Source organism: Novosphingobium humi (genome assembly GCF_028607105.1).
Taxonomy (GTDB): domain Bacteria; phylum Pseudomonadota; class Alphaproteobacteria; order Sphingomonadales; family Sphingomonadaceae; genus Novosphingobium; species Novosphingobium humi.
Map to the genome: position 1 here is coordinate 2,796,162 of NZ_CP117417.1, position 24,428 is coordinate 2,820,589.

Sequence of the window (24,428 nt, forward strand, 5' to 3'; positions counted from 1 at the left end):
GGGGTGCGTGAGGCTGACGATGCTGCGTGTTGTGCGATGGTTGCAAAAGCCTGCGGCGCGGCGATATTGCGCTGATCGGCGCCGCAGGCTTTAAATTCCAAACCCCGCAACCGACACCCAAAGGCCGAATCCATAGCGCCACGACGACAATATCGGGATTGTTAAGGGCCCCCGCCCTTAACCCGCCGGAGGCATCTAAAACCCAATCAAACCGCCGAAGAAAACTTCTTCCCCGAATCCACCCGGTAGGGATCGAACAAAGCCGCAATCGTGCGCGCATAGGGCAACCCGCCCGGCAGGATCGCCAGACGCCCCGCATCCAGCCGCGCCAGCCCCCGCTCGATAAAGGGCGCGAGAGAGCCGCGCAAAGCCGCCGCCAGTTCGCCGCCGATATCGGCCTCGCCCTGACACAACAGCGCCTCGATGATCGCGCCGCGCTTTTGGTCGTCGGCGCTGCGACGGATGCCGCCAACGCCCGTCAGCCGGTCCTGCGAGAGGAGCATGCGATAGCGCCCCGCGTTCTTCTCGTTCTGGATGATCCGGTCGGGGAAGCAGGAAATGGCCGAAGCCCCCAGCCCGATCAGAACCGGCGCGCTGTCCTCGGTAAAGCCCTGAAAATTGCGGTGAAGCCGCCCCGCCACGGTCGCCTGCGCGATGGCGTCGCCGGGCAGCGCGAAATGGTCAAAGCCCACCGGCTGATAACCGGCATCGACAAGGTAATCATGCCCGCGCGCCGCCATCATGAAACGCTCGTCCTGACCCGGCAGGTTCTGCGCGTCGATCCGGCGCTGGCGCGGCAGCATGTGCGGCACATGGGCATAGCCAAAGAGCGCGATGCGATCCGCGCCCAGTTCGCAGGCGCGCGACAGGCTCTCCTCCACCATGTCCCAATCCTGACCCGGCAGGCCATACATCAGGTCATAGTTGAGCGAATTGACACCTGCCCCGCGCAGCATGGTGGTGGCGCGCTCGATCATCTCGCCCGGCTGGATGCGGCCGATCGCGGCCTGCAAAGTGGGCGAAAAAGTCTGCACACCGAGGCTCGCCCGCGTGATACCCACGAAGCGCAGCACATCGCCCCAATCCTGCGTCAGCGTGCGCGGATCGAGTTCGATCGACCACACCGGATTGTCCAGGCTGAAATGCACGGTGATCGCATCGACCAGCCGGACGAAATCGGTCGGGCTGATCGCATTGGGGCTGCCCCCGCCAAAGGCGATGCGGCGCACCTTGATCCGCCCGTCCAGCCGCGGGCCGACAATCGCGATCTCCCGCGTCAGCGCGTCCAGATAGGAAGCCAGCCTCTGCCTCTTGCCCGAGGCCCCGGTGTTGCACCCGCAATACCAGCAGATCTGCTCGCAATAGGGAATGTGGATATAGAGCGAGACCTCGCCCACCGTGGCGCGCAACGCCTCATCCAGCGCATCCGCGCCAATGGCAGGCGTGAACTCCGCCGCGGTCGGATAGCTGGTATAACGCGGCACAGGCCGTTCCAGCAGTTCAGGATGATAAGGCCACATGGGGATCGTAATGCCCGCGCATGGGGCGGTTTTCTTTGCGCGCGATCAAGGGTGAAAAAAGTTCAGCAGCACTTCTTGCCCGTGCGCTTGCGCTCGCCGCCATGGCATCCCTTGACGCAGCATCCGGGGGTCTGCTTGCCGGGAACATCCTGCGGCCCCACCGGCACGGAGATGCTGCGCGTCACCCCGTCGCCCGAACAGATCGCGGCCACAATCGACCCGCGCGCGGCGGCGGGCGCCACATTGAACACCGCCGGCACCATCGCCACCAGCGCAAAGAGGGCAATCCGCCTCATCCGCGCTCCCCCTTCCTTTCCACGGGCAATTCCTCGTCATCGATCAGGATGCGCGCGGCGGCCCCATCCAGATCCTCGAACTGGCCATTGCGCAGCGACCAGAAGAAGGCCGCCAGCCCGGTCAGCCCCATGAGCAAGGCTACAGGGATCAGAAAAGCCAGACCAGTCATGCTTTTGGCTCCCTTGCCGCCATCGCCAGACGCAGCGAATTGCCGATCACGATCAGCGAAGAGGTGGACATCGCCACCGCCGCGATCAAAGGCGTAACCAGCCCCGCCATCGCCATTGGCACGGCCAGCACATTATAGCCGATCGCCAGCACGAAATTCTGCCGCACCACGCGCATCGTCGCGCGCGAAGCGGCCATGGCGCGCGGGATCGCCATCAGCGAATCGGAGAGGAACACAAAGTCCGCCGCCTGCCGCCCGACATCGCTGGCCGTGCCCGGCGCGATGGAGGCATGGGCGGCGGCCAATGCCGGGCCATCGTTCAGCCCATCGCCCGCCATCAGCACATGATGCCCCGCGCCCTGCAAACGCTGGATCGCCTCCAGCTTGTCGGCGGGGCTGGCGGCGCCCTGCGCGGTCATATGCGTCGCGCGGGCCACCTCGGCCACGGCGGCCATGGCATCGCCCGACAGGATCGACGGTTCAACCCCCATGGCGCGCATCCAGTTCAGCGCCAGATCGGCATCGGGGCGCAAACGGTCAGCAAACAGGATCAGCCGCAAGGGCATGCCCTCGATATCGAGCGCGCTGGCCATCCCGCCAGTCGGCCCATCCGGGCGGCGCAGCGCCACCGGGCCTCCGTGCCAGAGCGCATGAACGCCCTGCCCCGCCACTTCCTCGACCTGTGTCAGCTCCGCCGCCGTCACGCCCCGCGCGCCCAGCGCCTCAACCAGCGCGCGGCTGAGCGGATGGCGCGAATGGCTGGCCAGCGCGAGGGCGACCTGCGCTGCCTGCGCGGGCAGAGCATCCAAAGCCTGCGGATCAGGCGTCGGGCGGCCCAGCGTCAGCGTGCCAGTCTTGTCCAACAGCGCGCGGTCGATGCGGGCCATGCGCTCCATCGCGCTGCCGTCCTTGACCATGATCCCGCGCCGCATCAGCGCGCCCGCGGCCACCACCTGCGCCACCGGCACGGCCAGCCCCAGCGCGCAAGGGCAGGTGATGATGAGCACCGCAATCGCGATTTTCAGGCTTTCATAGGCCCCCGCGCCCGCGATCATCCATCCGATAAACGTCAGCGCCGCCAGCGTATGGACAGCGGGCGCGTAAAGGCGGCTGGCGCGGTCGGCGATGCGGACATAGGTGCTGCGATGCTGGCCTGCCGCCTCCATCGTGCGCGCGATTTCGGCCAGCGTGGTGTCGCAACCGGCCGCCGTCACGCGCACATCGACCGGCGCATCCATGTTCAGCATGCCCGCATGCACCGCATCGCCCTGCGCCACCGGCACCGCCGCGCTCTCGCCGGTCAGCAGGCTGCGGTCGAACCGGCTGTTGCCCGAAACGATCTCGCCATCGGCGGCCAAACGCTCGCCCGAGGCCACGCGCATCACCATACCGGGCAGCAGATCGCGTGCGGAAACCCAATCCACCGCCCCCTTGGCCACGACCATCGCGCCGGGTGCGGCCTGACGCAGCAGTGCATCCACCCCCGCCCGCGCCCGGTCGCGCATCATCGCGTCCAGCACCCGCCCGGCCAGCAGGAAGAGCAGCAGCATCAGTGTGCCGTCAAACCATGCTTCGGCGCCATGGGTCAGCGTTTCATAGAGGCTGAGCCCCGTGGCCAGAATGACGCCAATCGAGATCGGCACATCCATATTGGTGCGCCCATGCCGCAAAGCGCCCCATGCCGAGGCAAAGAACACCCGCCCCGCATAAAGGATCGCGGGAATCCCGATCGCGGCCGAGAGCAGGTGGAACAGATCGCGCGTCGAACCTTCGGCCCCCGACCAGATGCTGACCGAGAGCAGCATGACATTCATGCAGGCAAAACCGGCCACCGCCAGCGGCGCCAGCAAGGGTTTCACCGCCGAGGGCGGCGGGGCCAGATCCTCGACGCGAGGCTGGCTGGGGAAACCGATGGCGACCAGCGCGCCCACCAGATCGGGCACGCCCAGCGCTGCGTCATGCGCCACATTGACCTGCCGCGCGGTCAGATTGACCCGCGCCGACTGCACGCCCGGCAAAGCGCCCAGCGCCCGCTCGACCTTGCCCATGCAACTGGCGCAATGCATGCCCGGAACCACCAGCGTGGTGGTCTCGATGCTTTCGCTTTGGGTCAGGGGCGGGGCGCTGGCCATCTCATGCGTCCTTGGTCAGAGCATCTGCTGCAGGCGAACAGCGTGATGGCCGGCGGCATCATCGCCGTCCAGCTTAAGCCGCAGGCGCCACCGCCCGGCAGGCAGCGGATCGATCGAGATCCAGCGCCCGTCGCCCGCGCGGCGGAAGGATACGGTGCGGTCCGCTTCCTGGCCCAGCGGGTGCCATGCCTCGCCGCCCAGCACGGCATTTTGCGGGCGGACTTCACCGATCAGCGAGACCGCCACCCGGCCATCGCCCTGACGCAGCGCGCGCACTTGCCAGCCCAGCGCCTTTTCCTTGGCCGCCTCGTCCAGCCATGTGTTGTAATGCTGGCTGGCGACATAGGAATTCTCGACCACCACACCGCTGAAACTGCGGCTGGCAAGGGTGGCCATATAGACGTTGACGACGATCACGATGCCGAAAAAGGCCACCAGGATCATGGTCATATGCCATCCGGTGAACCGGAAAGCGCGGCGGGCGGCAGGAGCATGCATATCGGGGGTACTCCTCTTAAGGTTCAGTCGTGGTCTTCATCGGGCGCGTCAAAGCGCGTTGCATAGCTCACCTCGCCGCCGTCCTGATCCAGCGCGCGAAGAGTAAAGCTGAGCTTACCCTCATGCGTTCCGGCCGGCGCCGTCACATAGATCCTTAGCGGCGCGGTGGTGTCGGCGGGAATGATCCGCGTCAAATCGCGCGCGGCCATCTCCTTGGACATGTCCTCGCTCCACATTTTCGCGCCCGCCGGGCCATCCAGCGTCAATTGCATCTTGCGCGGGCGGCCTTCCATGTTCTTCCAGCGCACCGCATAGGCATTGCGGATATCGCCGCTGGAGAGGATCATATAGGGCGGGTTGCGATCCTTGCTGACCGCGATGGACAGGTGCTGGCGGGTGCCCAGCGCAAAGAGCAGCGCCGCGCCGATGGCCGACCAGATGCCCAGATAGATCAGCGTGCGCGCATGCCAGATCAGCTTCCAATGCGGCGTGGCGGCCAGCCCCTGTCGCTCACGGGCCGAATCCTCCAGCGTCACATAGTCGATCAACCCACGCGGGCGGCCGGTCTTTTCCATCACCCCGTCGCAGGCATCAATGCACAAAGCGCAGGTGATGCAGCCGATCTGGGGCCCTTCGCGGATGTCGATGCCGGTGGGGCAAACCGCTGCGCAAAGCCCGCAGTCGATGCAATCGCCCAGCGGCGCACCGGTCGGGCTCTTCTTGCCGCGCGGTTCGCCGCGCCAGTCCTTATAGGTCACCAGCAGCGATTTCTCGTCCAGCATCGCCGACTGAATGCGCGGCCAGGGGCACATATAGATGCACACCTGTTCGCGCATGAAACCGCCGAACCACATCGTCGTGCAGGTCAGCACAAAGACTGTGGAATAGGCGATCGAGGGCGCCTGAAGCGTGACAAATTCGCGCGCGAGCGTTGGCGCATCGGCAAAATAGAAGATCCATGCGCCGCCCGTCGAAATGGAAATGAGCAGATAGATGCTCCATTTCCCCAGCCGCCGCGCGATCTTGGCCGGACCCCACGGGGCCTTGGCCAGCTTCATCTGCGCATTGCGGTCACCGTCGATCAGGCGGTCAACATGCTGAAACAGGTCGGTCCACACCGTTTGCGGACAGGCATAGCCGCACCATGCGCGCCCCACCGCCGATGTCACCAGAAACAGGCCGATCCCGGCCATGATGAGCAGGCCCGCGACGAAGTAGAACTCCTGCGGCCAGATCTCGATCGCAAACATATAGAAGCGGCGGTGTTCAAGGTCGATCAGCACCGCCTGATCGGGGGAATAGGGCCCGCGGTGCCAGCGCAGCCACGGGGTAATGTAATAGACGGCGAGGCAGAAGGTCATCACCGCCCATTTCAGGCGCCGGAAACGGCCGTCCACCGCACGCGGGTGGACGGCCTGAGTTTCCGCATGGAGCCGCTTAGGAGGCTGTCTGGTCAGCCCTTTGGGGTCCATGTTGGTCATAGTTATTGTCCTGTGCTTGCAGCGGTTTCCGCCGCAGGGGCCGCCGGAGCGGCAAAGGCTTCACCACCGCCAAGGCTGTGGACATAGGCCGCCAGCATCTTGATCGTGGCCGGGCTGAGACGGTTGCCCCAGGCAGGCATCACGCCGGCATGGGCATTGGTCACCGTTTCGGTAATCGCGGTGCGGCTGCCGCCATAGAGCCAGACCTTGTCGGTCAGGTTCGGCGCGCCGAACATGCGGTTGCCCTTGCCGTCGGCCCCGTGGCACGCCACGCAATTGGCAGCGAACAGGGCCGCGCCGCGCTGGGCCGAGGCATTGTTCGGCTCCTGGCCCGAGATCAGGCGGACATAGCTGACCACATCCTGCACATCGGCGGGTTTCAGGATGCCGTCGCGGCCAAAGCTGGGCATCATGCTGGTGCGGGTGGCATCATCGCCAGGCTGGCGGATGCCGTGTTCCAACGTGGTCTGGATGTCGGTCAGCGTGCCGCCCCACAGCCAGTCGTCGTCATTCAGGTTGGGATAGCCGATAGAACCGGCCGCGCCCGAACCGTGGCAGGGAACGCAGTTGACCTTGAAGGCCGCCTTGCCGCCCGCAACTGCCTTGGCCAGCAGTTCCGGGTTCTTGGGCAGGTCTTCAATCGGCGTGGCGTCGAGCGCTGCCAGAACCGGCGCGCGGGCCGCCTTGGCCGCGTCCATTTCCGCCGCGAGCTGGCCACGGCTGGTCCAGCCGAAAGTGCCGTGGCTGCCTTCCTTGATGCCCGGAATGGCCGGATAGACCACGCAATAGCCGATAGCAAAAACGATGCAGGCATAGAACGTGTAGAGCCACCAGGTGGGCAGCGGAGTGTTCAGCTCCTCGATGCCATCCCATTCATGGCCCATGGTTGCCGTGCCGGTCGGCTCGTCGATGCGCGGACCGGTTTCATTGTTTTCAGGTGCGGACATGATCGTCCTCCTCGAAAATCATGGTGGCGGCCTCGTCGCTGTTCTTGCGCCCACCGGGGCGGAAGGGCCAAGCGCAAAGCACCACAAAGCTGATCGTCATCGCCAGCAGCCCCCAGCTGTCGGCGAACTGGCGCAGGGCCTGATAGGTTTCGGTCTCGTTCACCGCCCCTTCTCCTTGGCCAGAGCTTCCTGCGCGGCGGCGCTTTCGGTATCCACAAAGGTGCCCAGCACCTGCAGATAGGCGATCAGCGCGTCCATTTCGGTCAGCTTTTTCGGATTGCCGTCAAAATCGCGCGCCTGCGCCTTGGGATAGCGCTTGAGCAGGTCGGTGTTGTCGGCATCGGGATTGGCCTGATTGATCAGGTCGTCCTTGGCCTTGGCCATGTCCTCCTTGGTATAAGGCACGCCGGTGATCGACAGGGCCTTCACCTCGGCGGCGATATCGGGCTTTTTCAGCTCGTTCTTCGCCAGAAAGGCATAGTTGGGCATGATCGATTCAGGCACGACGCTGCGCGGCGCGGTCAGATGCTGGACATGCCATGCATCCGAATATTTGCCGCCCACGCGGGCCAGATCGGGGCCGGTACGTTCGGACCCCCACTGGAACGGGTGGTCATACATCGATTCGGCGGCAAGGCTGTAATGGCCATAGCGTTCGGTCTCGTCGCGGAACGGACGGATCATCTGGCTGTGGCACAGATAGCAGCCTTCGCGGACATAGATGTCGCGCCCGGCCTGTTCGAGCGGGGTGTAGGGGCGCACGCCCTTCACCTTTTCGATCGTGTTGTCGATCCAGAACAGCGGCGCGATTTCCACGATGCCGCCCACCAATACCACCAGCAGCGACAGAACGCCGAGCAGCGTGATGTTCTTTTCAATGGCGCCATGCCAATGGAACGGTTGCTTCTCTTGGGTAGCCATGATCGGTCCCCCCTTATTCGGCAGGCTGAGCGACGAGAGGCACGTCGTTCGCCTTGTTCTGGTCGATGTTATACAGCGGCGCTTCGGCGCGCAGCGGGCTGCCCGCGATGGTCTTCCAGACGTTGATGACCATGAAGGCCGCGCCCGAGAGATAAAGCACACCGCCAAGGCCGCGCAGCACATACATCGGATGGATGGCAGGCAGCACGTCGGCAAAGCTGTTGAGCAGATAGCCGTCGGCGCCATATTCACGCCACATCAGACCCTGCGTGATCCCGGCCACCCACATGGATGCGGCATAGAACACGATGCCGATCGTGGCGGTCCAGAAGTGCCAGTTGACCATGCGCAGCGAATACATCTGCGTGCGGTTCCACAGGCGCGGCGTCAGGTAATAGATGGCGCCGAAGGTCACCATGCCGTTCCAGCCCAGCGCGCCGGAGTGAACGTGGCCGATGGTCCAGTTGGTGTAGTGCGAGAGCGAGTTGACGCTTTTCACCGACATCATCGGGCCTTCGAAGGTGGACATGCCGTAGAAGGCGAGGCTCATCACGAACATGCGCAGCACAGGATCGGTGCGCAGCTTGTCCCATGCGCCGTTCAGCGTCATCAGACCGTTGATCATCCCGCCCCAGGACGGCATCCACAGCATCACCGAGAACACCATGCCCAGCGTCTGCGCCCAGTCGGGCAGCGCGGTATAGTGCAGGTGGTGGGGACCGGCCCAGATATAGAGGAAGATCAGCGCCCAGAAGTGGATGATCGAGAGGCGATAGGAATAGACCGGACGCTGGGCCTGCTTGGGCACGAAGTAATACATCATGCCAAGGAAGCCCGCGGTCAGGAAGAAGCCCACCGCATTATGGCCATACCACCATTGCACCAGCGCGCCCTGAACGCCTGCAAACCAGCTGATCGACTGGCTGCCCAGGAAGCTGACGGGAACGGCCAGATTGTTGACCAGATGCAGCATCGCCACGGTGATGATGAAAGACAGATAGAACCAGTTGGCGACATAGATATGCGGTTCGCTGCGCTTGACGATCGTGCCGCCATAGACAACCAGATAGGCCACCCAGACCACCGTCAGCCACAGGTCGACATACCATTCCGGCTCGGCATATTCCTTGGCCTGCGTGACGCCCAGCAGGTATCCGGTGGCCGCCAGCACGATGAAGAGCTGATAACCCCAGAACACGAAACGGGCGAGGCCGGGGAAGGCCAGCCTCGCCCGGCAAGTGCGCTGGACCACGTAAAACGACGTGGCGATCAGCGCGTTGCCTCCGAAAGCGAAGATGACCGCAGAAGTGTGCAGCGGGCGCATGCGGCCAAAATTGAACCAGGGCTCAAGGTTGATCTGCGGATAGGCCAGCTGAAAAGCGATGACGACGCCGACCAGAAAACCGGCAACGCCCCAGAACACCGTGGCGATCACGCCCCAGCGGATCACATCGTCATAATACTTCGATGCGTCCCCGGCGGGGGCGGCCAGCCCACGGCTCACCCGCACATAGTCGGGCGAACGAATGGCAAAAATCAGACCGACAAGGCAGGCGACTGCCACCGTCGCTGCCTGGATGGCAAAGGCGGTGTCATGGGCCGCAACACTGACCATGACGGACAAAAGCAGAAGCACCAGCCAGATGCCTGCTCGCGAGACTAGGGTAACCATGAGCCTTCCCTCTCAGGTTTGTGGAAGCCTCGCCTATGGGCGGGGCCGGACCGGATCACATTGATTCCCGTCAAAAGCGCGAGGGCGGGCGGGAATTCATTTTCAGAATATCCTAAAACGGAAAATTTATGAAGCGATGCAAATAGTTAATTGGTCCAATTGTGCGCCCGCGTTAAGGCGTTTATCCGCCCGGCGGCCGTTCTGCGCCTCAGGGCGCGCAAGTTGATGGATTTGGGCCGATTCGTCTCCGCGCCGCCTGCGGCCCGATTGGGCCACCGACCGAATTGGTGCAGCATAAAAAATCCGGCTTATTAATATTGGGCGCCGCCCGAGCCGGATTTCCCGCAGTTGCCGCATGAATTGCGCAGGATCAAATCGGCCCTTGTCCGCGATCAATGCCCGGCGGCAAGTACAGGTCCAAAAACACATCCAACGCCGCACAAGAACGGCTCGCACAGGGCGGGCTCGGCGGCGAAAGATGAGGGACTATGCGTAATTTCACCAAGGCTGCGGCCGCCCTGAGCGCTCTTGCCGCCGCCACCATGTTGGCCGGCGCCGCCCATGCCGAAGGCAATGCGGACGGCAAGATCCAGTTCAAGGTGCTGGCCACTGCGGTTCTGCCCGACGGCGCGGTGAAGCAGGTCAAGACCGACGTTCTGGGCCTGGTGCCTGCCGCTGTGGGCAACACCGTGGCCAGCGACAATGTGACCCCCACCGTGTCGATCGAATATTTCTTTACGCCCAATATCTCGGTGGAAACCATCGCGGGCGTGACGGCGCACCATGTATCGGCCTCGGCGGGCGCGCTCAAGGGCACCGAACTGATCAGCAAGATCCATATTATTCCCGCCACTTTGACCGCCAAGTATCACCTGCCGCTGGGCCATGGCATCAAGCCCTATATCGGCGCGGGTCCCGCCCTGTTCATCGTGCTGGCCGATGAGCCCAGCGCCGCGCTCAAGGCCGCGCTGCCCGCCGTCACCCGCACCAAGCTGAGCAGCGAATTCGGCGTGGCGCTTCAGGGCGGCGTCGATATCGCGCTGGGTCATGGCTACGGCCTCTCGTTCGACGCCAAGAAATACTGGGTCGGCACCGATGCCACCGTCTATGCCGGTTCGACCCGCGCGCTGGTGACCCGCAACAAGCTTGACCCGTGGGTGCTGAGCGCGGGCGTGTCCTACCGCTTCTGAGGGCTGCTCTGCCCGCCGTGGTCCTTGCGTCTGATCTTCTGGCTCTGGTCAGACGCAATCGGCGGGCAGACAGACAGGTCCGCCACACAGGCGACCGGACGGGTGAAATGTGGGAAGGCATGTTTCACCCGTCAAACCAGCCCCGCACAAACGGCAGGGGCCTGACGGGCAAAAGCGCGATCAGCCCGCTTCGGCGGTCAGCGCAAAACGATCGGTGATGATCACCTCGCGGCGTGAAGGCAGATCGATGATCCCCTCGCCGCGCAAACGGGTAAACTGGCGGCTGACTGTCTCGATGGTCAGGCCCAGTACGTCGGCGATCTGCTGACGGCTGAATGGCAGAACGAAACGGTTCGCCTTGCCCTCGTCGCCCGGCTCGCACGTGGCCGGGGCCAGACGGTCCGACAATTCGAGCAGGAAGCTCGCCACCTTCTCGCTGGCCGATTTGCGGCCCAGCAGCAGCATCCAGCGCCGTGTGCGGTCCAGCTCGGTCAGCGTGCGTTGCAGCAGCTTGTGTTCGAGGCCGGGATGTTCACGCGCGAAATTGTCAAAGTCGCCCCGCGAAAACACGCAGACCCGCGCATCGGTCAGCGCCGTCACGCCATGGTTGGTCGTGCCGCCAAAGGGGCGGCCGATGAAATCGCTGGGGTAAACCACGCCCACGATCTGCTCGCGCCCGTCCTCGGTGCCGGTCGAAAGCTTGAGCACGCCCTCGATCACATTGGCGACCAGCACCGAATCCTCGCCTTCCCAAATCAACGACTCGCCGGCCACAAGGCTGCGCCGCCGCCCAATCCCGTTGAGCGAGTTGATTTCATCCTTATCCAGGGCCGAACAGATCGCCCGGTTACGGACAACGCATTGATCGCATGAAGACATGTATGCGTATCTAACAGCCTTGCCCCCTTCGGGCAATGCTGCACTTTGGTGGAGTATGGGTTGGGGGCGTTTTATTTTAGGGGATTTGGAAAGTGTAAAGTTGCCTCTGGCGGACAAAGGGCGAGGGCGCTCTAAAACCTTATAAACTTACAAAATATCCGCCACATCCTGCAACGCATGGCGCAGTTTCTCGATCGCCTGCGCCTTCAACTGATGCACGCGCGGGATGGACACCGAGAGCACCTCGGCGATTTCGGCAAGGTTGAGTTCCTCGACGAAATAGAGCTGGATCACCATCTGAAGCCTCTCGGGCAAATCGGCGATGGCGCCTGCCACGCTCTGGCGCAATTCCTCGTCGGCCAGCAACGCGAGACTGTCGGGCGCATCGTCGGCAAAGGCCATGCTGCTGTCAGAATAGGCATCGTCGATAGCCTCGAAACGCAGCGGTTCGGAAGAATTGCGCAGGGCCTCCAGCTCGCCCAGCGTCACCCCCAGCGCGGCGGACAATTCCACGTCATAGGGTTCGCGCCCCAGTTTCCCGGTCAGTTCCTGCGTCTTTTCGCGCATCAACCGCCGCCGCTCGGTCGCCCCGCGTGAGAGGGGGACATGGCGGCGGATCAGATCGACCATCGCCCCCCTCACCCGCATCTTGGCATAGGCGGCAAAGCCGTCCTCGGTCGGCCCCTGATGGCGCTGGGCGCATTCGGTCAGGGCAACAAGCCCCGCCTGCATCAGATCCTCGACCTCTATGCCATCGCGGCCCGATGACTGGAGATGCCAGGCAAGGCGCCGTACCATCGGCATAAAGCGGCGGACACGGTCGGCAATATCGCCGCCATAGGCCCTTGCCGCGCCGCCATAGGCGCGCGCCGCATCGCCTGCCGGCCGGGGTTTTGCGAAAGACTGGGGATCATGTTTCATGCGGCCATACTTTCAGAGGTCTGGCTGGAAGGATCGAAATCGGGCGAAGGCAGGCCCAGCGCTTGCGGGGCCGACGCGCCGATGACCGCGATCACCTCGACAGGCTGGGTTTCGGGCAATTCGGCAATCGACATCACCACGCATCCGGGCGCGCGCAGCCGCAGCAGCGCGGCCAGCGGGCGGCGCAGGCGCGGCTGAACGATCAGGGCGACGGTCGCCCCGGTGCCGCGCTCGGCGACGATGGCGCTGGCCTGTTCGCCGATGTTACGGGCTAGGTCAGGCTCGATGACGGGCTGGCCGCTGATCGGATCGACCAGGCCGCCCGCGATCATCGCCTCCAGCCCCGCATCCAGCGTGACCACCGGCAGGCGTTCGCGCGGCGAACAGATCCGCCCGACGATCAGCCCGCCCAGATCGGCGCGCACCAGATCGATGATGCGATCGTGATCCTGCGTCTGCTGCACCGCCTGCGAAATCGAGGAAAGGATCGGCAGCGGATGGGCCACCGAAATGCCATCCTCAAGCAGATTGCGCAGCAGGCGCGTCATGGCCGCCAGCGAGAGCGGGCTGGGATAGACCGTTTCCACCAGCCCCGCCGCGCGCGTCTTGATCGCCTCGAGCAGGGTCTTGACCTCATCAGGCCCCATCAGCAGATGCGCGCGCTCGGACAGAAGCTGGTTCAACTGGGTGGCGATGATCGTGGAGGCATCGACGGTCAGGAACCCCTCGGCAATCGCCAGATCGCGCGAGGCCGGGTCGATCCACCATGCCGGGCAGCCAAAGGTGGGGTCGGTGGTCTGCTCGCCCTGAAGGCGGGCATGGGGATTGGCCTCGCTGGCATCAATCGCCATCACCTTTTCCGGCCGCAGCGTCGCCCCGCCCAGCGGCACGCCGCCCAGCAGGATACGGTAATCATTGGGCGCGATCTCCAGCGAGTCGCGCACCCGGAATTGCGGCACGATAAAGCCGAAGCTCTGCGACAATTGCTTGCGCACGCCCGTCACGCGGCTGACCAGAGGCGATCCGCGCCGTTCATCGACCAGTTGCACAAGGCCATAGCCCAACTCGATGGTGACAAGCGTATGGTCGGACACGTCCTCCAGTTCGATGCGGGTCGGGTCGGCCTTGACGGCGGGCGCGGGGGCGGCCTCGGCAATCTTGCCCTTGGCCTCGCGCTCACGCAGCTTTTTCCAGAGGAAGAAGGCAAGACCCGCTGCGGGCAGGAACACCGTCTGGGGCATGGCGGGGATCATGCCGATCGCCCCCAGAATGCCCGCCACCGGCAACCATGTACGGGAATCGGCAAATTGCCCGCCGATTTGCCCCGCCAGATCGCGGCTGTCGGTGACGCGCGTCACGATCACGGCGGCGGCAATCGAGAGCAGCAGCGCGGGCACCTGCGCCACCAGCGCGTCGCCGATGGAAAGGCTGATATAGCGGCTTGCCGCATCGCCGGCCGAGAGGCCATGGGTGATCATGCCAAGGCAGAAACCGGCGATGATGTTGACGCCGAGGATCAGCAGGGCGGCAATCGCATCGCCCTTCACGAATTTGCTGGCGCCGTCCATCGAGCCGTAGAAATCGGCCTCGGTGGTGATCTCGCGGCGGCGGCTGCGGGCCTCGTCGGCGGTGATCAGGCCGCCCGCCAGATCGGCGTCGATCGCCATCTGCTTGCCCGGCATCGCGTCCAGCGTAAAGCGGGCCGAGACTTCCGACACGCGCCCCGCGCCCTTGGTGATGACCACCATGTTGATGATCATCAGGATCATGAACACAAACAGGCCGACCGCGAAATTGCCGCCGATAAGGAAAGCGCCGAAAGCCTCGATCACATGGCCCGCCGCCTCGGGCCCTTCATGGCCATGGACCAGCACCACGCGGGTCGAGGCCACATTGAGCGCCAGACGCAGCAGCGTGGCAAACAGCAGCACCGTTGGGAAGGATGAGAAATCCAGCGGCTTTTCCGCATTCATCGAGGCCATCAGCACCGCCACCGAGAGCGCGATGTTGAAGACAAAAAACACGTCCAGCATAAAGGCCGGGATCGGCACCACCATCAGCACGATGATGGTCAGAATGCCCAAGGGCAGCGCCAATTGGCGCGGACTGGCGATGGTCAGCAGCTTTTCCATGGCCTACATTCCCAACGCGCGCAGGCGCCCATAGGCATTGCGCACGAATTCGGGCGTGGCGCCATTTTCCGCCCCCAGCCCAAAGGCCGATTGCAAGGTGTCGGCCATCGAATGCGATGAAGCTGCGGGCGCGGCCGCCTGCATCGCGCTGAATTCGCGTGAAAGCGGGCCGCCGGTCTGCGGCGGGGCGGCGGCGGGCGGCGCGGGGTCGACAGCGGCGCTCCATGCCGGTGCGCCGTCCATCATGCCGCCATAAGCCATGCCACCTGCCATCATGGCATCCGCGCTGATCCCTTCTGCGGCCAGCGCGCTTTCCATGCGCCCCCGGATCAGGCCCATGACCGCCGCCACGCTGCGCGGATTTCCGGCATCATCGTAAAAGATCGAACGGTTGGCCGAGGCCGCCTTGGGCAAGAGGCCCGCCGCCGGTTGATCCGGGCTGGAGCCGAGGGCCGAAAGGAATTTGGCCGCGCCATCCGCGCCCAGAAAATGCGCGACATACAATTCGCTGGCATCGGGCGCGCGGCCCAGCACGGCGGTCAATGCGTCGGCATTATCGCTGGCCAGACTGGCCGCCATCATCGCCGAGGCATGGGGATCACCGCGCAGGCCCAGCAGCGCCATGCGCTGGGCCGGATCGGCCATCGCCGCCCCCGTATTGCCCAGCCCCAGCATGTCGCCATGCTTTTGCAGCGTTTGCAGCCATGTGCTGTTGGTGAACTGATAAAGGCCCGAGGCGCTGGAGGCACCGTTGCGGGCCGCAGGGTTCAACCCCGATTCCAGCCGCGCCTGCGCCGCCAGATAAGAGAAGTCCACCCCCGTGGCCCCCGCCGCGCGCGCAATCGCCGCGCGGACATTGCCGCCGGACGCGCCGTTGGCCGCCCCGCGGGCGGACTGGATCTTGTCGAGGTTGGCCGCCCATGAGGGCGACATATCCGGCTGGCTCAAGCCCAACTCCCAAAGCAAAAGGTTCGGGAGCGGATTTTGCAAAAGCCGTGCCAATTGCGCCGAAAACCGCGCGCATCGGGCAAAGCGGTCCTTTACTGTGCCACAGCCGCGCCAGCGCAGGCCATGGCACCCCACGTTTTACCCCCGCGCCGCCGCATAGGCATAGGCGGGCGCATTGGCCCGCGCGCGATAGACCGCCGAACCGCCGGTAAAGGCCTCAAGCCGCGCAGCCACGTTGGCGGCGATCAGATTGCGCACCTGACGATTGACTTCATTCATCTTTTTGGCCGCTTCGAGCAGGCCGCGACATTCATCATCAATCGCGCTGATCCCGGCCATGTCGATGGCGTCGCACATCGCGCTCTTGGCCGAGGCCGAACCCATGATCCCATCCAGATCGAGCCCGGCCAAGGCCTGCCGCTCCTCTTGCAGGACGGCAACCATTTGCCGCAGCGTGTCACGCAGATCGAAGGGGGAAAGGGCCTGGCTCATGGTCAAACTCGCAGCATCATGCCAGCGGCGATCATCGCGTCGCTGATCTTGGTGGGGATGATGGGATAATTGCCGTCCGCGATGGCCTTGCGGATCGAGGCAACGCGATCGGTGTCCACAGGGGCATCGCCCGCGCTGATCGCGGTGGTGCTGACCACGGTGGCGCCATCGCCGTTGACGGGCGAACCGGCGGCCGCCTGCGCGGCGCTGCGCGTTTCGGCGGAAACCGAAGGCGTGGCAGCCGAAGAGGTGGCGACGGGGCGCACCGCATTCACTTGTAATTTAGGCCCTGAACCAATGCCAGGGCCGGAACCGATGCTGGACATCGAACCGCTCCTTGCTTTCTACAAGGCCAAGAACGGAGAAGCTTTGCCGGTTTTAAGAGATGGCGGCAAAAATTTGCGCGATTTTGCCGGGCGGCGCGGGCACGAGCGCCGCAGCATCGCGCCATCCATGACGCCCAAACATGAAAAAGCGCTTAAAACCGCGCGGAAAGGGGGAAAAGGCCGCATGGGCGCGTCAATCGCGCAATTCGACCTCGACCTCGCCGGGGCGGGTGATGCGCGCGCGCACGGCATCGGTCTGGGCATAGGAGCCGGCCCCGCTGCGCAGGGTGCGCACCCGTATCCAGTCTCCCACCGCGCCCGCATCCAGCGCCTCGCCCGGTTGCGAAACGGCAAAGCCCTCGCCCACCACGGCAATCGTCACCGCATCGCCCCGGGCAATGGCGGAAGGGGCGTTTTCGGCCATGCGGACCGGCACAAAGACGTGCCAGCTACCCGCATCGGGGCATTGCACCAGCACCGCATCGCGGCGGGTGGTGCGCCAGCTGAGCGCCAGCGGGGATGAGCAGGCGTTGAGCCGCAGCCGCCGATCGACCGGCATCATCGCACCGCCGCTCTGACCGATGGCCTTGCCGGTGAATTCGGCCACCTCGCGGTCGATGGCGACCAGATCGGCAAAGGGGCTGGCGGCGGGGCTGGCGGCGGCATGGGCCTGGGGCGGACTGATCCAGACCAGACCGGCGGCCATCAGGGCCGCGCGCAGGGTAAAAGGGTGGAAAGCCTTGTTTCGCATGATCGTCCTTGCCCGGTGTAAGGCGTCCGGCGCGAAGGGGCGCCGGTTGTGCAGGCGATCACTGCATATTCTGTGCCAATCAGGCCGGGCCTTTGTCATAGGCCAGCGCCGCCACCGCCTCGACACCCGGCGCTGCGGCAACCGGCTCGATCACGATGCGCGCCCGCGCCCCCGGCCCGCCCGCCCCGGCCGCCATTTGCGCGGCCAGACGCAACGCCTCGGCCTGCGCGGCGGGGGGATAGCGCAGCGTGATCGAGAGCAACTGGCGATTGTCCGCCTGCTGTTCGGCCAGCCAGCGCCCCAGCGTCGGGCCACCGGGCGCCGGGCGCCAGATGGCCAGAGGCTCGCTGATCGCGGGCGTGGCGGGGGCAGGCGCAAGTGGCGCGGCGGACGGCGCGGAAGGCTTGCGATCCGGCACATCGGCCATCGCGGCGGCCGTCACCATGAACAGGATCAGCGAGAGATCGGCCAGCATCGTCTGCCAGCCGACCGGCGAGCGGGGCACAAAGACGGCCCCGGCGCGCAGACGGTCGCCGGGACGTTCGGCGGGGCGATTGGCGGATCGGGGCCGGATCATGCCGCCACGCCGGGCTGGTGGTGATGGCCGCGCGCCTCATGCTGGGGCATCATGGCGGGCGCGATTTCGGCCTCGAACCATTGAGCCAGAGCGTGGCGCGCCGCTTCCTCGGCGCGGGCATGGCGTTCGACCACCCGCGCCAAGGGGGCCAGCAGCAGATTGGCCAGCACCAGCCCATAGAGCGTGGCATGGACCGCCATGCCGATGGCGGCCAGATAGGCCCCGCGATCCACCCCTTGCGCGGGCATTTGCGACAGGGAAATCAGCGTCCCGGCCAGACCGAAAACCGGGGCCAGTTCGGTCGCCTGCATCAGCGTGCGGATCGCCGCCTCGACCGGACCAAGCCGCTTTTCGCGCGCATCGGCCAGCGCATCGTCAAAGCGCGCCATCGAGCGATGGGCCAGCAGCGCATGGAGCGCATCATCAAATTCGCCGTCCCCCGTGCTGCGCGGATTGGCGCGCAGCGGGCCGTTGCGCTGAAAGTCCTGCGCCGCGCGGGCCAGAGAAGCGCGCACAGCCTCGCTGTCAAAGCGGCTGGGGGCGACCATCTGGCGCGCGGCGACGCGGACCGTGGCCGCCACATCCGAGCGCCCGCAGCGCAGCACCGTGGCCAGCGCCGTGCCGCCCACAACGATTGCCAGCGTGGTGCCATCATAGAGCGCGGTAAGATCCATGCCTGCCGAAATCCTTTGACCCAAATCTTTGCGATACAAGGCCAAGAACGGCGGACATCCGCGCAAATTCACCCCGCGGCCAGCAATTGCCGCCCCCCGGCAAAGCCTTGCCGCCCGGCATGGGATGTCTGCCGTCCGGCATGGGGCGCACTTGCCGTCCGGCCCGCGCCATCGCCGTTTTCCCAATGTTTTGCGCCCGCGCCCCCGCAATTGGCACGGGCTTTGCAGTTCTGGTGGTTCGGGCGTCCCGCCCCTCCGTTTCAAACCGTGGAGCCACCTGATGAGCGATCCTGCCAGCAATACCGGACTGTTCGGAGTCCATGGCATGGCGCTGGAATTGCGGTCCCAGCGCATGGGGCTGATCGCCAGCAACATCGCCAATGCCGCCACGCCCAATTACAAGGCGCGCGACATTGATTTCAACACGGCGCTGAACGCCCGGATCAAGGGCGCCAGCCAGGATCAGGCCACCGCCGCCGCCGTGCAATACCGCGTGCCGGTGATGCCCAGCCTGGATGGCAACACGGTGGAAATGGGCAATGAACAGGTCGCCTTTTCCCAGAATGCGGTGGGCTATGCCTCCACCCTCGCCTTCCTTTCCGACGATGTCGGCGAGGTCAAGCGCGCGATCAAGGGAGAATAAGGATGGCCGGAAACGATCTTAACATCTTTTCCGTCGCGGGCCGGGCCATGTCGGCCCAGCAGGTGCGGATGAACACGGCGGCTTCCAATCTGGCCAATGCCAGCGCGGTGGCCGGCAAGGAGGCCGATGCCTATCGCCCGATCAAGGCGGTGTTTGCAACCCAGATGGACAAGGCCACGGGGCTGGCCACCGTCAATGTCAGCAGCATTGTGCGCGCCGATGCGACCCCCGTGCGCCAGCATGATCCGGGCAACCCCCTGGCCGATGAAAACGGCGATGTCTGGGCCGCCCCGGTCGATGAAAGCGCCGAGATGGTCGAGATGCTCGATTCCTCGCGCCAGTACCAAAACCTCGTCGAAACCCTCTCCACCGCCAAGCAGCTCATGCTCGACACCATAAGGATGAAGTGATGACCACCGTATCCGCAACCGGCAATAACGCCGCAAACACCTCGTCTTCCAGCACGGTGTCCAGCAATGGCGCCTCTTCCTCCTCGCTCGGCTTCAAGGATTACATCAGCCTGCTGACCACGCAGCTGAAGTATCAGGACCCCACCGCGCCGACCGACAACAGCCAGATGGTGGCCCAAATGGCGCAATTCTCGACCCTTTCGGGGATTTCGCAATTGAACACCACCTCCTCGGCCATCTCGGGCCAGCTTGGCTCGCTCTCGGATCTGGCCGCCAGCGTGTCGAACATTTCGACCAAGCTGGACACGCTGATTTCCGCCCAGAAGGCCGCCGGCACCGGCTCGACCACCGCCTGATCCCACCCTTTTTGCCAGACAGGATTTACCATGGCTTTTTCCATCTCTCTGAACGGTCTCAAGAATGCCCAGACCGAACTGGATACGATCTCGAACAATCTGGCCAATGCCGAAACCACCGGCTTCAAAAAGAGCCGCGTGAACTTTTCGGATCTGGTGGCCGGTTCGGCCTATACCAACCCCAAGCTGGTCCACGGCATCGGCTCGATGGTCAAGAGCATCGACCAGAATTTCTCGACCGGCCCGATGCAGGCGACCGGTTCGGCGCTGGACATGGCGATCAACGGCGAAGGTTTCTTCGCCCTGAAAAACCCGCTGACCGGCGACATGAGCTATACGCGCAACGGCAAATTCAGCACCGATGCCAGCGGCTATGTCGTCGATGCAAACAACAACCAGTTGCAGGTGCTGGCCTATGATTCCACCACCGGCACCTATGCCACCACCCCATCGAGCGCCTTGCTGGCCCCCACCACCAGTTCGGGCGCGGCCTTTGCCGGGGTTCAGATCAAGACCGACGGCACCGTTGTGGCCGCCTATGGCGACGGCACCACCAACACCGTGGGCAAGGTCGCGCTGGCCGCTTTCACCTCGCCCAGCGGCCTGCTGCAAACGGGCAATCAGAACTGGGCCGCCACCGGCCTGTCGGGCACGCCGACCTATAACCAGCCCACCACCTCCGGGCTGGGCCAGATCCTGTCGGGCGAACTGGAAGGCTCGAACGTGGACATGGCCGAGGAAATGGTCAGCCTGATCACCGCCCAGCGCTTTTTCCAGGCCAATTCCAAGGCGATCGACACGTCGACGGCCATTGCCGACGCTGTCATCAACCTGCGCTCCTAAGGGCTGATTGATGGACCGGCTGATCTATACGGCGGTTTCGGGCATGTCCGATTCGATGGTGCGCGAACGCGTCATCGCCTCGAACATGGCCAATACCAGCACCATCGGCTTCAAGGCCGAAAAGCTCTATACCACGCCGATCACGCTCAAAGGCCCGGCGCTGGAGGCCCGCGCCATGGCCGATGGTCAGGTCAAGAGCGCCGATATGTCAGCCGGCAACATCACCCAGACCGGGCGCAAGCTGGATATCGCCCTGCTGGGCGATGCGATGATGGCGGTGCAATCGGCCGACGGCACCGAAAGCTATACCAGGCGCGGCGATCTGACGGTTTCGCCAACCGGCGTGCTGGAAAACGGCGACGGGCGGCCCGTGGTCGGCAATGGCGGCCCGATCACCGTGCCGCTGGACGCCCAGATCACCATCGGGCCGGACGGCATGGTGCTGGTGGCCAATCCGGAAACCCCCAATCTGCCGCCCCAGCCCACCGACCGCATCAAGCTGGCCAGCCCATCGGGCACCACCACCGCCAAGGGGCTGGACGGCCTGTTTCGTGTGGTGGGCGGGGGCGTCTTGCCCGCCGATGAAAATGCGCGGGTCATTGCGGGCAGTCTGGAACAGTCCAACGTCAATCCTTCCGAGGTCTTGACCCAGATGATCCAGGCCCAGCGCCTTTATGACATCCGCACCAAGCTGATCGCCACGGCCAAGGAGGTGGACCAGTCGGGCACCTCGCTGCTGCGTATCTCCGGCTCCTGACCCCCCCATCTTTAAGAAAGGAAGCGCCCGATGCCTTCAACCGCCCTTCAAGTCGCCCGCACCGGTCTGGACGCGCAGGATACCCGCATGCGCGTCATTGCCAACAATCTGGCCAATGTCAGCACCACCGCGTTCAAGCGCGACCGCGCCAATTTCGCCACGCTCGCCTATCAGGACATGCGCGTGGCGGGTCAGGCCTCCTCGACCCAGACCAATTACGCCACGGGCCTCAACCTTGGCACGGGCGTGGGCGTGCAGTCGACCACGCGCGTGGATGAACAAGGCACGCTCAATTCCACCACCAACGCGCTGGATCTGGCGATTTCGGGCAATGGCTATTTCCAGATCCTGCTGCCCACCGGGCAATTGTCCTATACGCGGGCGGGCAATTTCACCCTCTCGGCCGAAGGGCAACTGGTCACCTCGCAAGGCTATGTGGTGCAGCCGGCCATCACCATCCCCAATGGCGCCAGTTCGATCACCATCGCCAAGGACGGCACCGTGTCGGCCATGCTGCCCGGCACCACGGCGGCAACCCAGGTGGGCCAGATCACCATTGCCAGCTTTGTCAATCCGGCCGCGCTGCAGGCCAGCGGCGACAACCTCTATGCCGAAACGCTGGCCAGCGGCCCGGCCCAGATCGGTGCGCCGGGCACAGCCGGGCGCGGCGATATTTCGCAAGGTTATCTGGAAGGTTCGAACGTCAACATCGTGACCGAGCTGGTCGACATGATCGAATGCCAGCGCGCCTATGAGATCAATTCCAAGATGATCTCGGCGGTCGATGACATGCTCAAGAACGCGAACCAGACGCTGTGAGGCAGGCCATGATCGCACGCCCCCTGCTGCCCGCGCTGATGGCTTCGCTGCTCCTGTCCGCGCCCGCAATGGCCGGACGCCGCCCCGCGCCCGGTTTCGACGCCACGCTGCCCTCGGCGCCCACCGCGGCCCCCACCGAGGGCGCGATCTTTATCGCGGCGGCCGGTTATGCCCCGCTGGTGTCGGGCGCGCGGGCGCAAAGGGTGGGTGATGTTCTGACCATCATCCTGAATGAAAACACATCCACCGCGAAAACCAGCACCGCCAAGACCCAGCGCTCCGGCAGCGCCAATATCACCCCGCCCACGCTTGGCCCGCTCTCCATGACATCGACGCCCCTTAATGCATCCTCCTCCGGGTCGTTCAATGGTCAGGGCAATGCCACGCAGACCAATTCCTTCAGCGGAATGATCTCTGTGACCATTGCCGAGGTACGCCCGAACGGCACCGCCTTGGTGCGAGGAGAGAAACGCATGCTGCTGGCACAGGGCAAGGAGTGGATCCAGTTTTCCGGCATCGTGCGCCTGGCCGATGTGGATGCGGCCAATCAGATCCAGTCGGGCCAGGTGGCCGATGCCCGGATCGAATATGCGGGCAACGGCACCGTGGCGCAAAGCGCACGCGAAGGCTGGCTCTCAAAATTCTTCAGCTATATCAGCCCGTTCTGAGGAAGCCTCATGCGTATCATCTCTCTCCTTGCCGCCCTTCTGGCTCTTTGCGCGGCCCCGCTTCATGCCGAACGCGTGCGCGATATCGGCAGCTTTCAGGGCGTCCGCTCAAACCAGCTCACCGGCTATGGCATCGTCGTCGGGCTGGACGGCACGGGCGACGATACGCTCGACTATCTGACTCAGGCGATGAAGGGCGTGTCGGGCCGGATGGGCCTGCAATTGCCGCCGGGGGTCAATCCGGGGCTGAAGAATGCCGCCGCCGTGATGGTAACGGCCGACCTGCCCGCCTTTGCCAAGCCGGGCCAGCGCATCGACATCACCGTGTCGGCCATCGGCAAGGCCAAGTCCCTGCGCGGCGGGGCGCTGATCCTGACCCCGCTTTACGGCGCCGATGGCCAGATCTATGCGATGGCGCAGGGCAATCTGGCCGTGGGCGGCCTTGGCATTGCCGCGCGCGACGGATCGCAATTGTCGGTCAATATCCCCACCACCGGCCGCATTGCCGAAGGGGCCACGGTCGAACGCGCGGTCAGCACCGGTTTCGACAAGGCGCCGATCCTGCGTTATAACCTCAACACCGCCGATTTCCTGACCGCCCAGCGCGTGCGCGACGCGATCAACCTGCGCTATCCCGGCATGGCCAGCGCCGAAGACGCCGTGACGGTGGCGCTGCGCATGCCCGATGGCGCCGATACGCGCGCCTCGATGCTGGCCGCGATCGAGATGATCAATGTCAGCCCCGCCGAGGCCGCCGCCAAGGTTATCGTCAACAGCCGCACCGGCACCGTGGTCATCAACAGCGCGGTGCGCCTTTCGCCCGCCGCCGTCAGCCACGGCAAGCTGACCGTGCGGATCGACGAGAAATCCCGCGTGACCCAGCCCGCGCCCTTTGCCAATGGCCGCACCGCCGTCACGCCCAACAGCAATATCTCGGCCGAGGAGGAAAAGGCCCATGTCGCATTGCTGAAAAACGGCGCCTCGCTGTCCAAGATCGTCGATGCGCTCAATCTGCTGGGCGTCACGCCCTCGGATCTGGTGGCCATCCTCGAAGCGCTGAAAGAGGCAGGCGCCCTCAAGGCCGAGATGGTGGTGATATGAGCGATACAACCATCAACGGCGCTTCGCCGCTCTCGGCCACCGGCGCCTCGCCCCGGCCCACCAAGACCCAGATCCACGAGGCGGCGCAGAAATTCGAGGCGCTGATGCTGAAACAGATGCTGGCGCAGGCGCGCAAGGTCGATTTCGGCAACACATTGTTCGACCAGAAGGCAGCCGAGAATTTCCGCGACATGCAGGACAGCAAAATGGCCGACACCATGGCCCAGCGCGGCACTTTGGGCTTTGCGCGGATGATCGAGGCCCAACTGGCCCGCCAGAGCGGCGCGAGCAACGGAGAGTGAAC

General features: G+C 64.7%; 29 protein-coding genes. 10 read left to right on the forward strand and 19 right to left on the reverse strand.

Going from position 1 to position 24,428, the window contains the following annotated elements; translation table 11 throughout:
• Positions 1 to 206: 206 nt before the first annotated feature.
• From PQ457_RS13190 to ccoN, 10 genes are all read right to left on the reverse strand, one after another.
• On the reverse strand, positions 207 to 1,520 hold the full coding sequence (locus PQ457_RS13190) for a radical SAM protein (protein WP_273617269.1): 1,314 nt from the start codon (positions 1,518 to 1,520) through the stop codon (positions 207 to 209).
• Positions 1,521 to 1,582: 62 nt separating this feature from the next.
• Positions 1,583 to 1,816, reverse strand: coding sequence for a hypothetical protein (locus PQ457_RS13195; protein WP_273617270.1), 234 nt, complete (start codon positions 1,814 to 1,816; stop codon positions 1,583 to 1,585).
• Positions 1,813 to 1,986 carry a cbb3-type cytochrome oxidase assembly protein CcoS gene (gene ccoS / locus PQ457_RS13200; protein ID WP_273617271.1) on the reverse strand — a complete coding sequence of 58 codons (174 nt, stop codon included), beginning with the start codon at positions 1,984 to 1,986 and terminating at the stop codon, positions 1,813 to 1,815. The genes PQ457_RS13195 and ccoS overlap by 4 nt, the downstream gene beginning before the upstream one ends.
• On the reverse strand, positions 1,983 to 4,118 hold the full coding sequence (locus PQ457_RS13205; RefSeq protein ID WP_273617272.1) for a heavy metal translocating P-type ATPase: 2,136 nt from the start codon (positions 4,116 to 4,118) through the stop codon (positions 1,983 to 1,985). Before PQ457_RS13205 ends, ccoS begins: the two co-directional genes overlap by 4 nt.
• 15 nt (positions 4,119 to 4,133) lie before the next feature.
• Positions 4,134 to 4,616: a FixH family protein gene (locus PQ457_RS13210; RefSeq protein ID WP_273617273.1), complete on the reverse strand. Its 483-nt coding sequence runs from the start codon at positions 4,614 to 4,616 to the stop codon at positions 4,134 to 4,136.
• 23 nt (positions 4,617 to 4,639) lie between these two features.
• Positions 4,640 to 6,097 carry a cytochrome c oxidase accessory protein CcoG gene (gene ccoG / locus PQ457_RS13215; RefSeq protein ID WP_273617274.1) on the reverse strand — a complete coding sequence of 486 codons (1,458 nt, stop codon included), beginning with the start codon at positions 6,095 to 6,097 and terminating at the stop codon, positions 4,640 to 4,642.
• 2 nt (positions 6,098 to 6,099) lie between these two features.
• A complete protein-coding gene (gene ccoP / locus PQ457_RS13220) occupies positions 6,100 to 7,044 on the reverse strand; it encodes a cytochrome-c oxidase, cbb3-type subunit III (protein WP_273617275.1) in 945 nt (314 codons plus the stop codon).
• On the reverse strand, positions 7,031 to 7,207 hold the full coding sequence (locus PQ457_RS13225) for a cbb3-type cytochrome c oxidase subunit 3 (RefSeq protein ID WP_172342100.1): 177 nt from the start codon (positions 7,205 to 7,207) through the stop codon (positions 7,031 to 7,033). Before PQ457_RS13225 ends, ccoP begins: the two co-directional genes overlap by 14 nt.
• Positions 7,204 to 7,965 carry a cytochrome-c oxidase, cbb3-type subunit II gene (ccoO, locus tag PQ457_RS13230; RefSeq protein WP_273617276.1) on the reverse strand — a complete coding sequence of 254 codons (762 nt, stop codon included), beginning with the start codon at positions 7,963 to 7,965 and terminating at the stop codon, positions 7,204 to 7,206. Before ccoO ends, PQ457_RS13225 begins: the two co-directional genes overlap by 4 nt.
• Before the next feature lie 13 nt (positions 7,966 to 7,978).
• Entirely contained in the window at positions 7,979 to 9,637 is a 1,659-nt protein-coding gene (gene ccoN, locus PQ457_RS13235) for a cytochrome-c oxidase, cbb3-type subunit I (RefSeq protein ID WP_273617277.1), read from the reverse strand.
• Positions 9,638 to 10,125: 488 nt separating this feature from the next.
• On the opposite strand from ccoN, the gene PQ457_RS13240 reads away from it, so the two are divergent.
• Complete coding sequence (locus PQ457_RS13240; protein WP_273617278.1) at positions 10,126 to 10,827, forward strand: OmpW/AlkL family protein; 702 nt, start codon at positions 10,126 to 10,128, stop codon at positions 10,825 to 10,827.
• A gap of 180 nt (positions 10,828 to 11,007) precedes the next feature.
• Here the strand turns inward: PQ457_RS13240 and PQ457_RS13245 are convergent, their stop codons facing one another.
• From PQ457_RS13245 to PQ457_RS13285, 9 genes are all read right to left on the reverse strand, one after another.
• Complete coding sequence (locus PQ457_RS13245) at positions 11,008 to 11,706, reverse strand: Crp/Fnr family transcriptional regulator (protein ID WP_168604315.1); 699 nt, start codon at positions 11,704 to 11,706, stop codon at positions 11,008 to 11,010.
• A 147-nt stretch (positions 11,707 to 11,853) separates the two neighbouring features.
• Positions 11,854 to 12,627, reverse strand: a complete 774-nt coding sequence (locus tag PQ457_RS13250; RefSeq protein WP_273617279.1) for a sigma-70 family RNA polymerase sigma factor — start codon at positions 12,625 to 12,627, stop codon at positions 11,854 to 11,856.
• Positions 12,624 to 14,759, reverse strand: a complete 2,136-nt coding sequence (locus PQ457_RS13255; RefSeq protein ID WP_273617280.1) for a flagellar biosynthesis protein FlhA — start codon at positions 14,757 to 14,759, stop codon at positions 12,624 to 12,626. The genes PQ457_RS13250 and PQ457_RS13255 overlap by 4 nt, the downstream gene beginning before the upstream one ends.
• A gap of 3 nt (positions 14,760 to 14,762) precedes the next feature.
• Positions 14,763 to 15,707, reverse strand: coding sequence for a transglycosylase SLT domain-containing protein (locus PQ457_RS13260; RefSeq protein ID WP_273617281.1), 945 nt, complete (start codon positions 15,705 to 15,707; stop codon positions 14,763 to 14,765).
• Positions 15,708 to 15,845: 138 nt separating this feature from the next.
• The gene (locus PQ457_RS13265) at positions 15,846 to 16,199 is read right to left on the reverse strand and encodes a flagellar protein FlgN (RefSeq protein ID WP_273617282.1); all 354 of its coding nucleotides are present in this window, start codon (positions 16,197 to 16,199) and stop codon (positions 15,846 to 15,848) included.
• Positions 16,200 to 16,201: 2 nt separating this feature from the next.
• Complete coding sequence (flgM, locus tag PQ457_RS13270; protein ID WP_273617283.1) at positions 16,202 to 16,525, reverse strand: flagellar biosynthesis anti-sigma factor FlgM; 324 nt, start codon at positions 16,523 to 16,525, stop codon at positions 16,202 to 16,204.
• Between the two features lie 193 nt (positions 16,526 to 16,718).
• A complete protein-coding gene (locus PQ457_RS13275) occupies positions 16,719 to 17,276 on the reverse strand; it encodes a flagella basal body P-ring formation protein FlgA (RefSeq protein WP_273617284.1) in 558 nt (185 codons plus the stop codon).
• A 79-nt stretch (positions 17,277 to 17,355) separates the two neighbouring features.
• Positions 17,356 to 17,853, reverse strand: coding sequence for a hypothetical protein (locus tag PQ457_RS13280; protein ID WP_273617285.1), 498 nt, complete (start codon positions 17,851 to 17,853; stop codon positions 17,356 to 17,358).
• A complete protein-coding gene (locus PQ457_RS13285; protein WP_273617286.1) occupies positions 17,850 to 18,527 on the reverse strand; it encodes a MotA/TolQ/ExbB proton channel family protein in 678 nt (225 codons plus the stop codon). Before PQ457_RS13285 ends, PQ457_RS13280 begins: the two co-directional genes overlap by 4 nt.
• 280 nt (positions 18,528 to 18,807) lie before the next feature.
• Between PQ457_RS13285 and PQ457_RS13290 the strand changes: the two genes are divergently transcribed.
• The 9 genes from PQ457_RS13290 to PQ457_RS13330 are packed head-to-tail and all read left to right on the forward strand — an operon-like array spanning position 18,808 to position 24,426.
• A complete protein-coding gene (locus PQ457_RS13290; protein ID WP_273617287.1) occupies positions 18,808 to 19,170 on the forward strand; it encodes a flagellar basal body rod protein FlgB in 363 nt (120 codons plus the stop codon).
• A 2-nt stretch (positions 19,171 to 19,172) separates the two neighbouring features.
• A complete protein-coding gene (gene flgC / locus PQ457_RS13295) occupies positions 19,173 to 19,580 on the forward strand; it encodes a flagellar basal body rod protein FlgC (protein WP_273617288.1) in 408 nt (135 codons plus the stop codon).
• Positions 19,580 to 19,936: a flagellar hook capping FlgD N-terminal domain-containing protein gene (locus PQ457_RS13300; RefSeq protein WP_273617289.1), complete on the forward strand. Its 357-nt coding sequence runs from the start codon at positions 19,580 to 19,582 to the stop codon at positions 19,934 to 19,936. The genes flgC and PQ457_RS13300 overlap by 1 nt, the downstream gene beginning before the upstream one ends.
• Positions 19,937 to 19,966: 30 nt before the next feature.
• The gene (locus PQ457_RS13305; RefSeq protein WP_273617290.1) at positions 19,967 to 20,779 is read left to right on the forward strand and encodes a flagellar hook-basal body protein; all 813 of its coding nucleotides are present in this window, start codon (positions 19,967 to 19,969) and stop codon (positions 20,777 to 20,779) included.
• A gap of 10 nt (positions 20,780 to 20,789) precedes the next feature.
• Positions 20,790 to 21,536 carry a flagellar basal body rod protein FlgF gene (locus tag PQ457_RS13310; RefSeq protein ID WP_273617291.1) on the forward strand — a complete coding sequence of 249 codons (747 nt, stop codon included), beginning with the start codon at positions 20,790 to 20,792 and terminating at the stop codon, positions 21,534 to 21,536.
• 30 nt (positions 21,537 to 21,566) lie between these two features.
• Positions 21,567 to 22,355 (forward strand): flagellar basal-body rod protein FlgG, encoded by a 789-nt coding sequence (flgG, locus tag PQ457_RS13315; protein WP_273617292.1) that lies wholly within the window; start codon positions 21,567 to 21,569, stop codon positions 22,353 to 22,355.
• A gap of 8 nt (positions 22,356 to 22,363) precedes the next feature.
• Positions 22,364 to 23,023, forward strand: coding sequence for a flagellar basal body L-ring protein FlgH (locus PQ457_RS13320; protein WP_273617293.1), 660 nt, complete (start codon positions 22,364 to 22,366; stop codon positions 23,021 to 23,023).
• A 9-nt stretch (positions 23,024 to 23,032) separates the two neighbouring features.
• The gene (locus PQ457_RS13325) at positions 23,033 to 24,124 is read left to right on the forward strand and encodes a flagellar basal body P-ring protein FlgI (RefSeq protein WP_273617294.1); all 1,092 of its coding nucleotides are present in this window, start codon (positions 23,033 to 23,035) and stop codon (positions 24,122 to 24,124) included.
• Complete coding sequence (locus tag PQ457_RS13330) at positions 24,121 to 24,426, forward strand: rod-binding protein (protein WP_273617295.1); 306 nt, start codon at positions 24,121 to 24,123, stop codon at positions 24,424 to 24,426. Before PQ457_RS13325 ends, PQ457_RS13330 begins: the two co-directional genes overlap by 4 nt.
• Positions 24,427 to 24,428: the final 2 nt, after the last annotated feature.

Bases quoted from the DNA above. Each gene is read 5' to 3' on its own strand.
- PQ457_RS13190 (WP_273617269.1), bottom strand. From the start codon at position 1,520: ATGTGGCCTTATCATCCTGAACTGCTGGAACGGCCTGTGCCGCGTTAT.
- PQ457_RS13195 (WP_273617270.1), bottom strand. From the start codon at position 1,816: ATGAGGCGGATTGCCCTCTTTGCGCTGGTGGCGATGGTGCCGGCGGTG.
- ccoS (WP_273617271.1), bottom strand. From the start codon at position 1,986: ATGACTGGTCTGGCTTTTCTGATCCCTGTAGCCTTGCTCATGGGGCTG.
- PQ457_RS13205 (WP_273617272.1), bottom strand. From the start codon at position 4,118: ATGGCCAGCGCCCCGCCCCTGACCCAAAGCGAAAGCATCGAGACCACC.
- PQ457_RS13210 (WP_273617273.1), bottom strand. From the start codon at position 4,616: ATGCATGCTCCTGCCGCCCGCCGCGCTTTCCGGTTCACCGGATGGCAT.
- ccoG (WP_273617274.1), bottom strand. From the start codon at position 6,097: ATGACCAACATGGACCCCAAAGGGCTGACCAGACAGCCTCCTAAGCGG.
- ccoP (WP_273617275.1), bottom strand. From the start codon at position 7,044: ATGTCCGCACCTGAAAACAATGAAACCGGTCCGCGCATCGACGAGCCG.
- ccoO (WP_273617276.1), bottom strand. From the start codon at position 7,965: ATGGCTACCCAAGAGAAGCAACCGTTCCATTGGCATGGCGCCATTGAA.
- ccoN (WP_273617277.1), bottom strand. From the start codon at position 9,637: ATGGTTACCCTAGTCTCGCGAGCAGGCATCTGGCTGGTGCTTCTGCTT.
- PQ457_RS13240 (WP_273617278.1), top strand. From the start codon at position 10,126: ATGCGTAATTTCACCAAGGCTGCGGCCGCCCTGAGCGCTCTTGCCGCC.
- PQ457_RS13245 (WP_168604315.1), bottom strand. From the start codon at position 11,706: ATGTCTTCATGCGATCAATGCGTTGTCCGTAACCGGGCGATCTGTTCG.
- PQ457_RS13250 (WP_273617279.1), bottom strand. From the start codon at position 12,627: ATGAAACATGATCCCCAGTCTTTCGCAAAACCCCGGCCGGCAGGCGAT.
- PQ457_RS13255 (WP_273617280.1), bottom strand. From the start codon at position 14,759: ATGGAAAAGCTGCTGACCATCGCCAGTCCGCGCCAATTGGCGCTGCCC.
- PQ457_RS13265 (WP_273617282.1), bottom strand. From the start codon at position 16,199: ATGAGCCAGGCCCTTTCCCCCTTCGATCTGCGTGACACGCTGCGGCAA.
- flgM (WP_273617283.1), bottom strand. From the start codon at position 16,525: ATGTCCAGCATCGGTTCCGGCCCTGGCATTGGTTCAGGGCCTAAATTA.
- PQ457_RS13275 (WP_273617284.1), bottom strand. From the start codon at position 17,276: ATGCGAAACAAGGCTTTCCACCCTTTTACCCTGCGCGCGGCCCTGATG.
- PQ457_RS13280 (WP_273617285.1), bottom strand. From the start codon at position 17,853: ATGATCCGGCCCCGATCCGCCAATCGCCCCGCCGAACGTCCCGGCGAC.
- PQ457_RS13285 (WP_273617286.1), bottom strand. From the start codon at position 18,527: ATGGATCTTACCGCGCTCTATGATGGCACCACGCTGGCAATCGTTGTG.
- PQ457_RS13290 (WP_273617287.1), top strand. From the start codon at position 18,808: ATGAGCGATCCTGCCAGCAATACCGGACTGTTCGGAGTCCATGGCATG.
- flgC (WP_273617288.1), top strand. From the start codon at position 19,173: ATGGCCGGAAACGATCTTAACATCTTTTCCGTCGCGGGCCGGGCCATG.
- PQ457_RS13300 (WP_273617289.1), top strand. From the start codon at position 19,580: ATGACCACCGTATCCGCAACCGGCAATAACGCCGCAAACACCTCGTCT.
- PQ457_RS13305 (WP_273617290.1), top strand. From the start codon at position 19,967: ATGGCTTTTTCCATCTCTCTGAACGGTCTCAAGAATGCCCAGACCGAA.
- PQ457_RS13310 (WP_273617291.1), top strand. From the start codon at position 20,790: ATGGACCGGCTGATCTATACGGCGGTTTCGGGCATGTCCGATTCGATG.
- flgG (WP_273617292.1), top strand. From the start codon at position 21,567: ATGCCTTCAACCGCCCTTCAAGTCGCCCGCACCGGTCTGGACGCGCAG.
- PQ457_RS13320 (WP_273617293.1), top strand. From the start codon at position 22,364: ATGATCGCACGCCCCCTGCTGCCCGCGCTGATGGCTTCGCTGCTCCTG.
- PQ457_RS13325 (WP_273617294.1), top strand. From the start codon at position 23,033: ATGCGTATCATCTCTCTCCTTGCCGCCCTTCTGGCTCTTTGCGCGGCC.
- PQ457_RS13330 (WP_273617295.1), top strand. From the start codon at position 24,121: ATGAGCGATACAACCATCAACGGCGCTTCGCCGCTCTCGGCCACCGGC.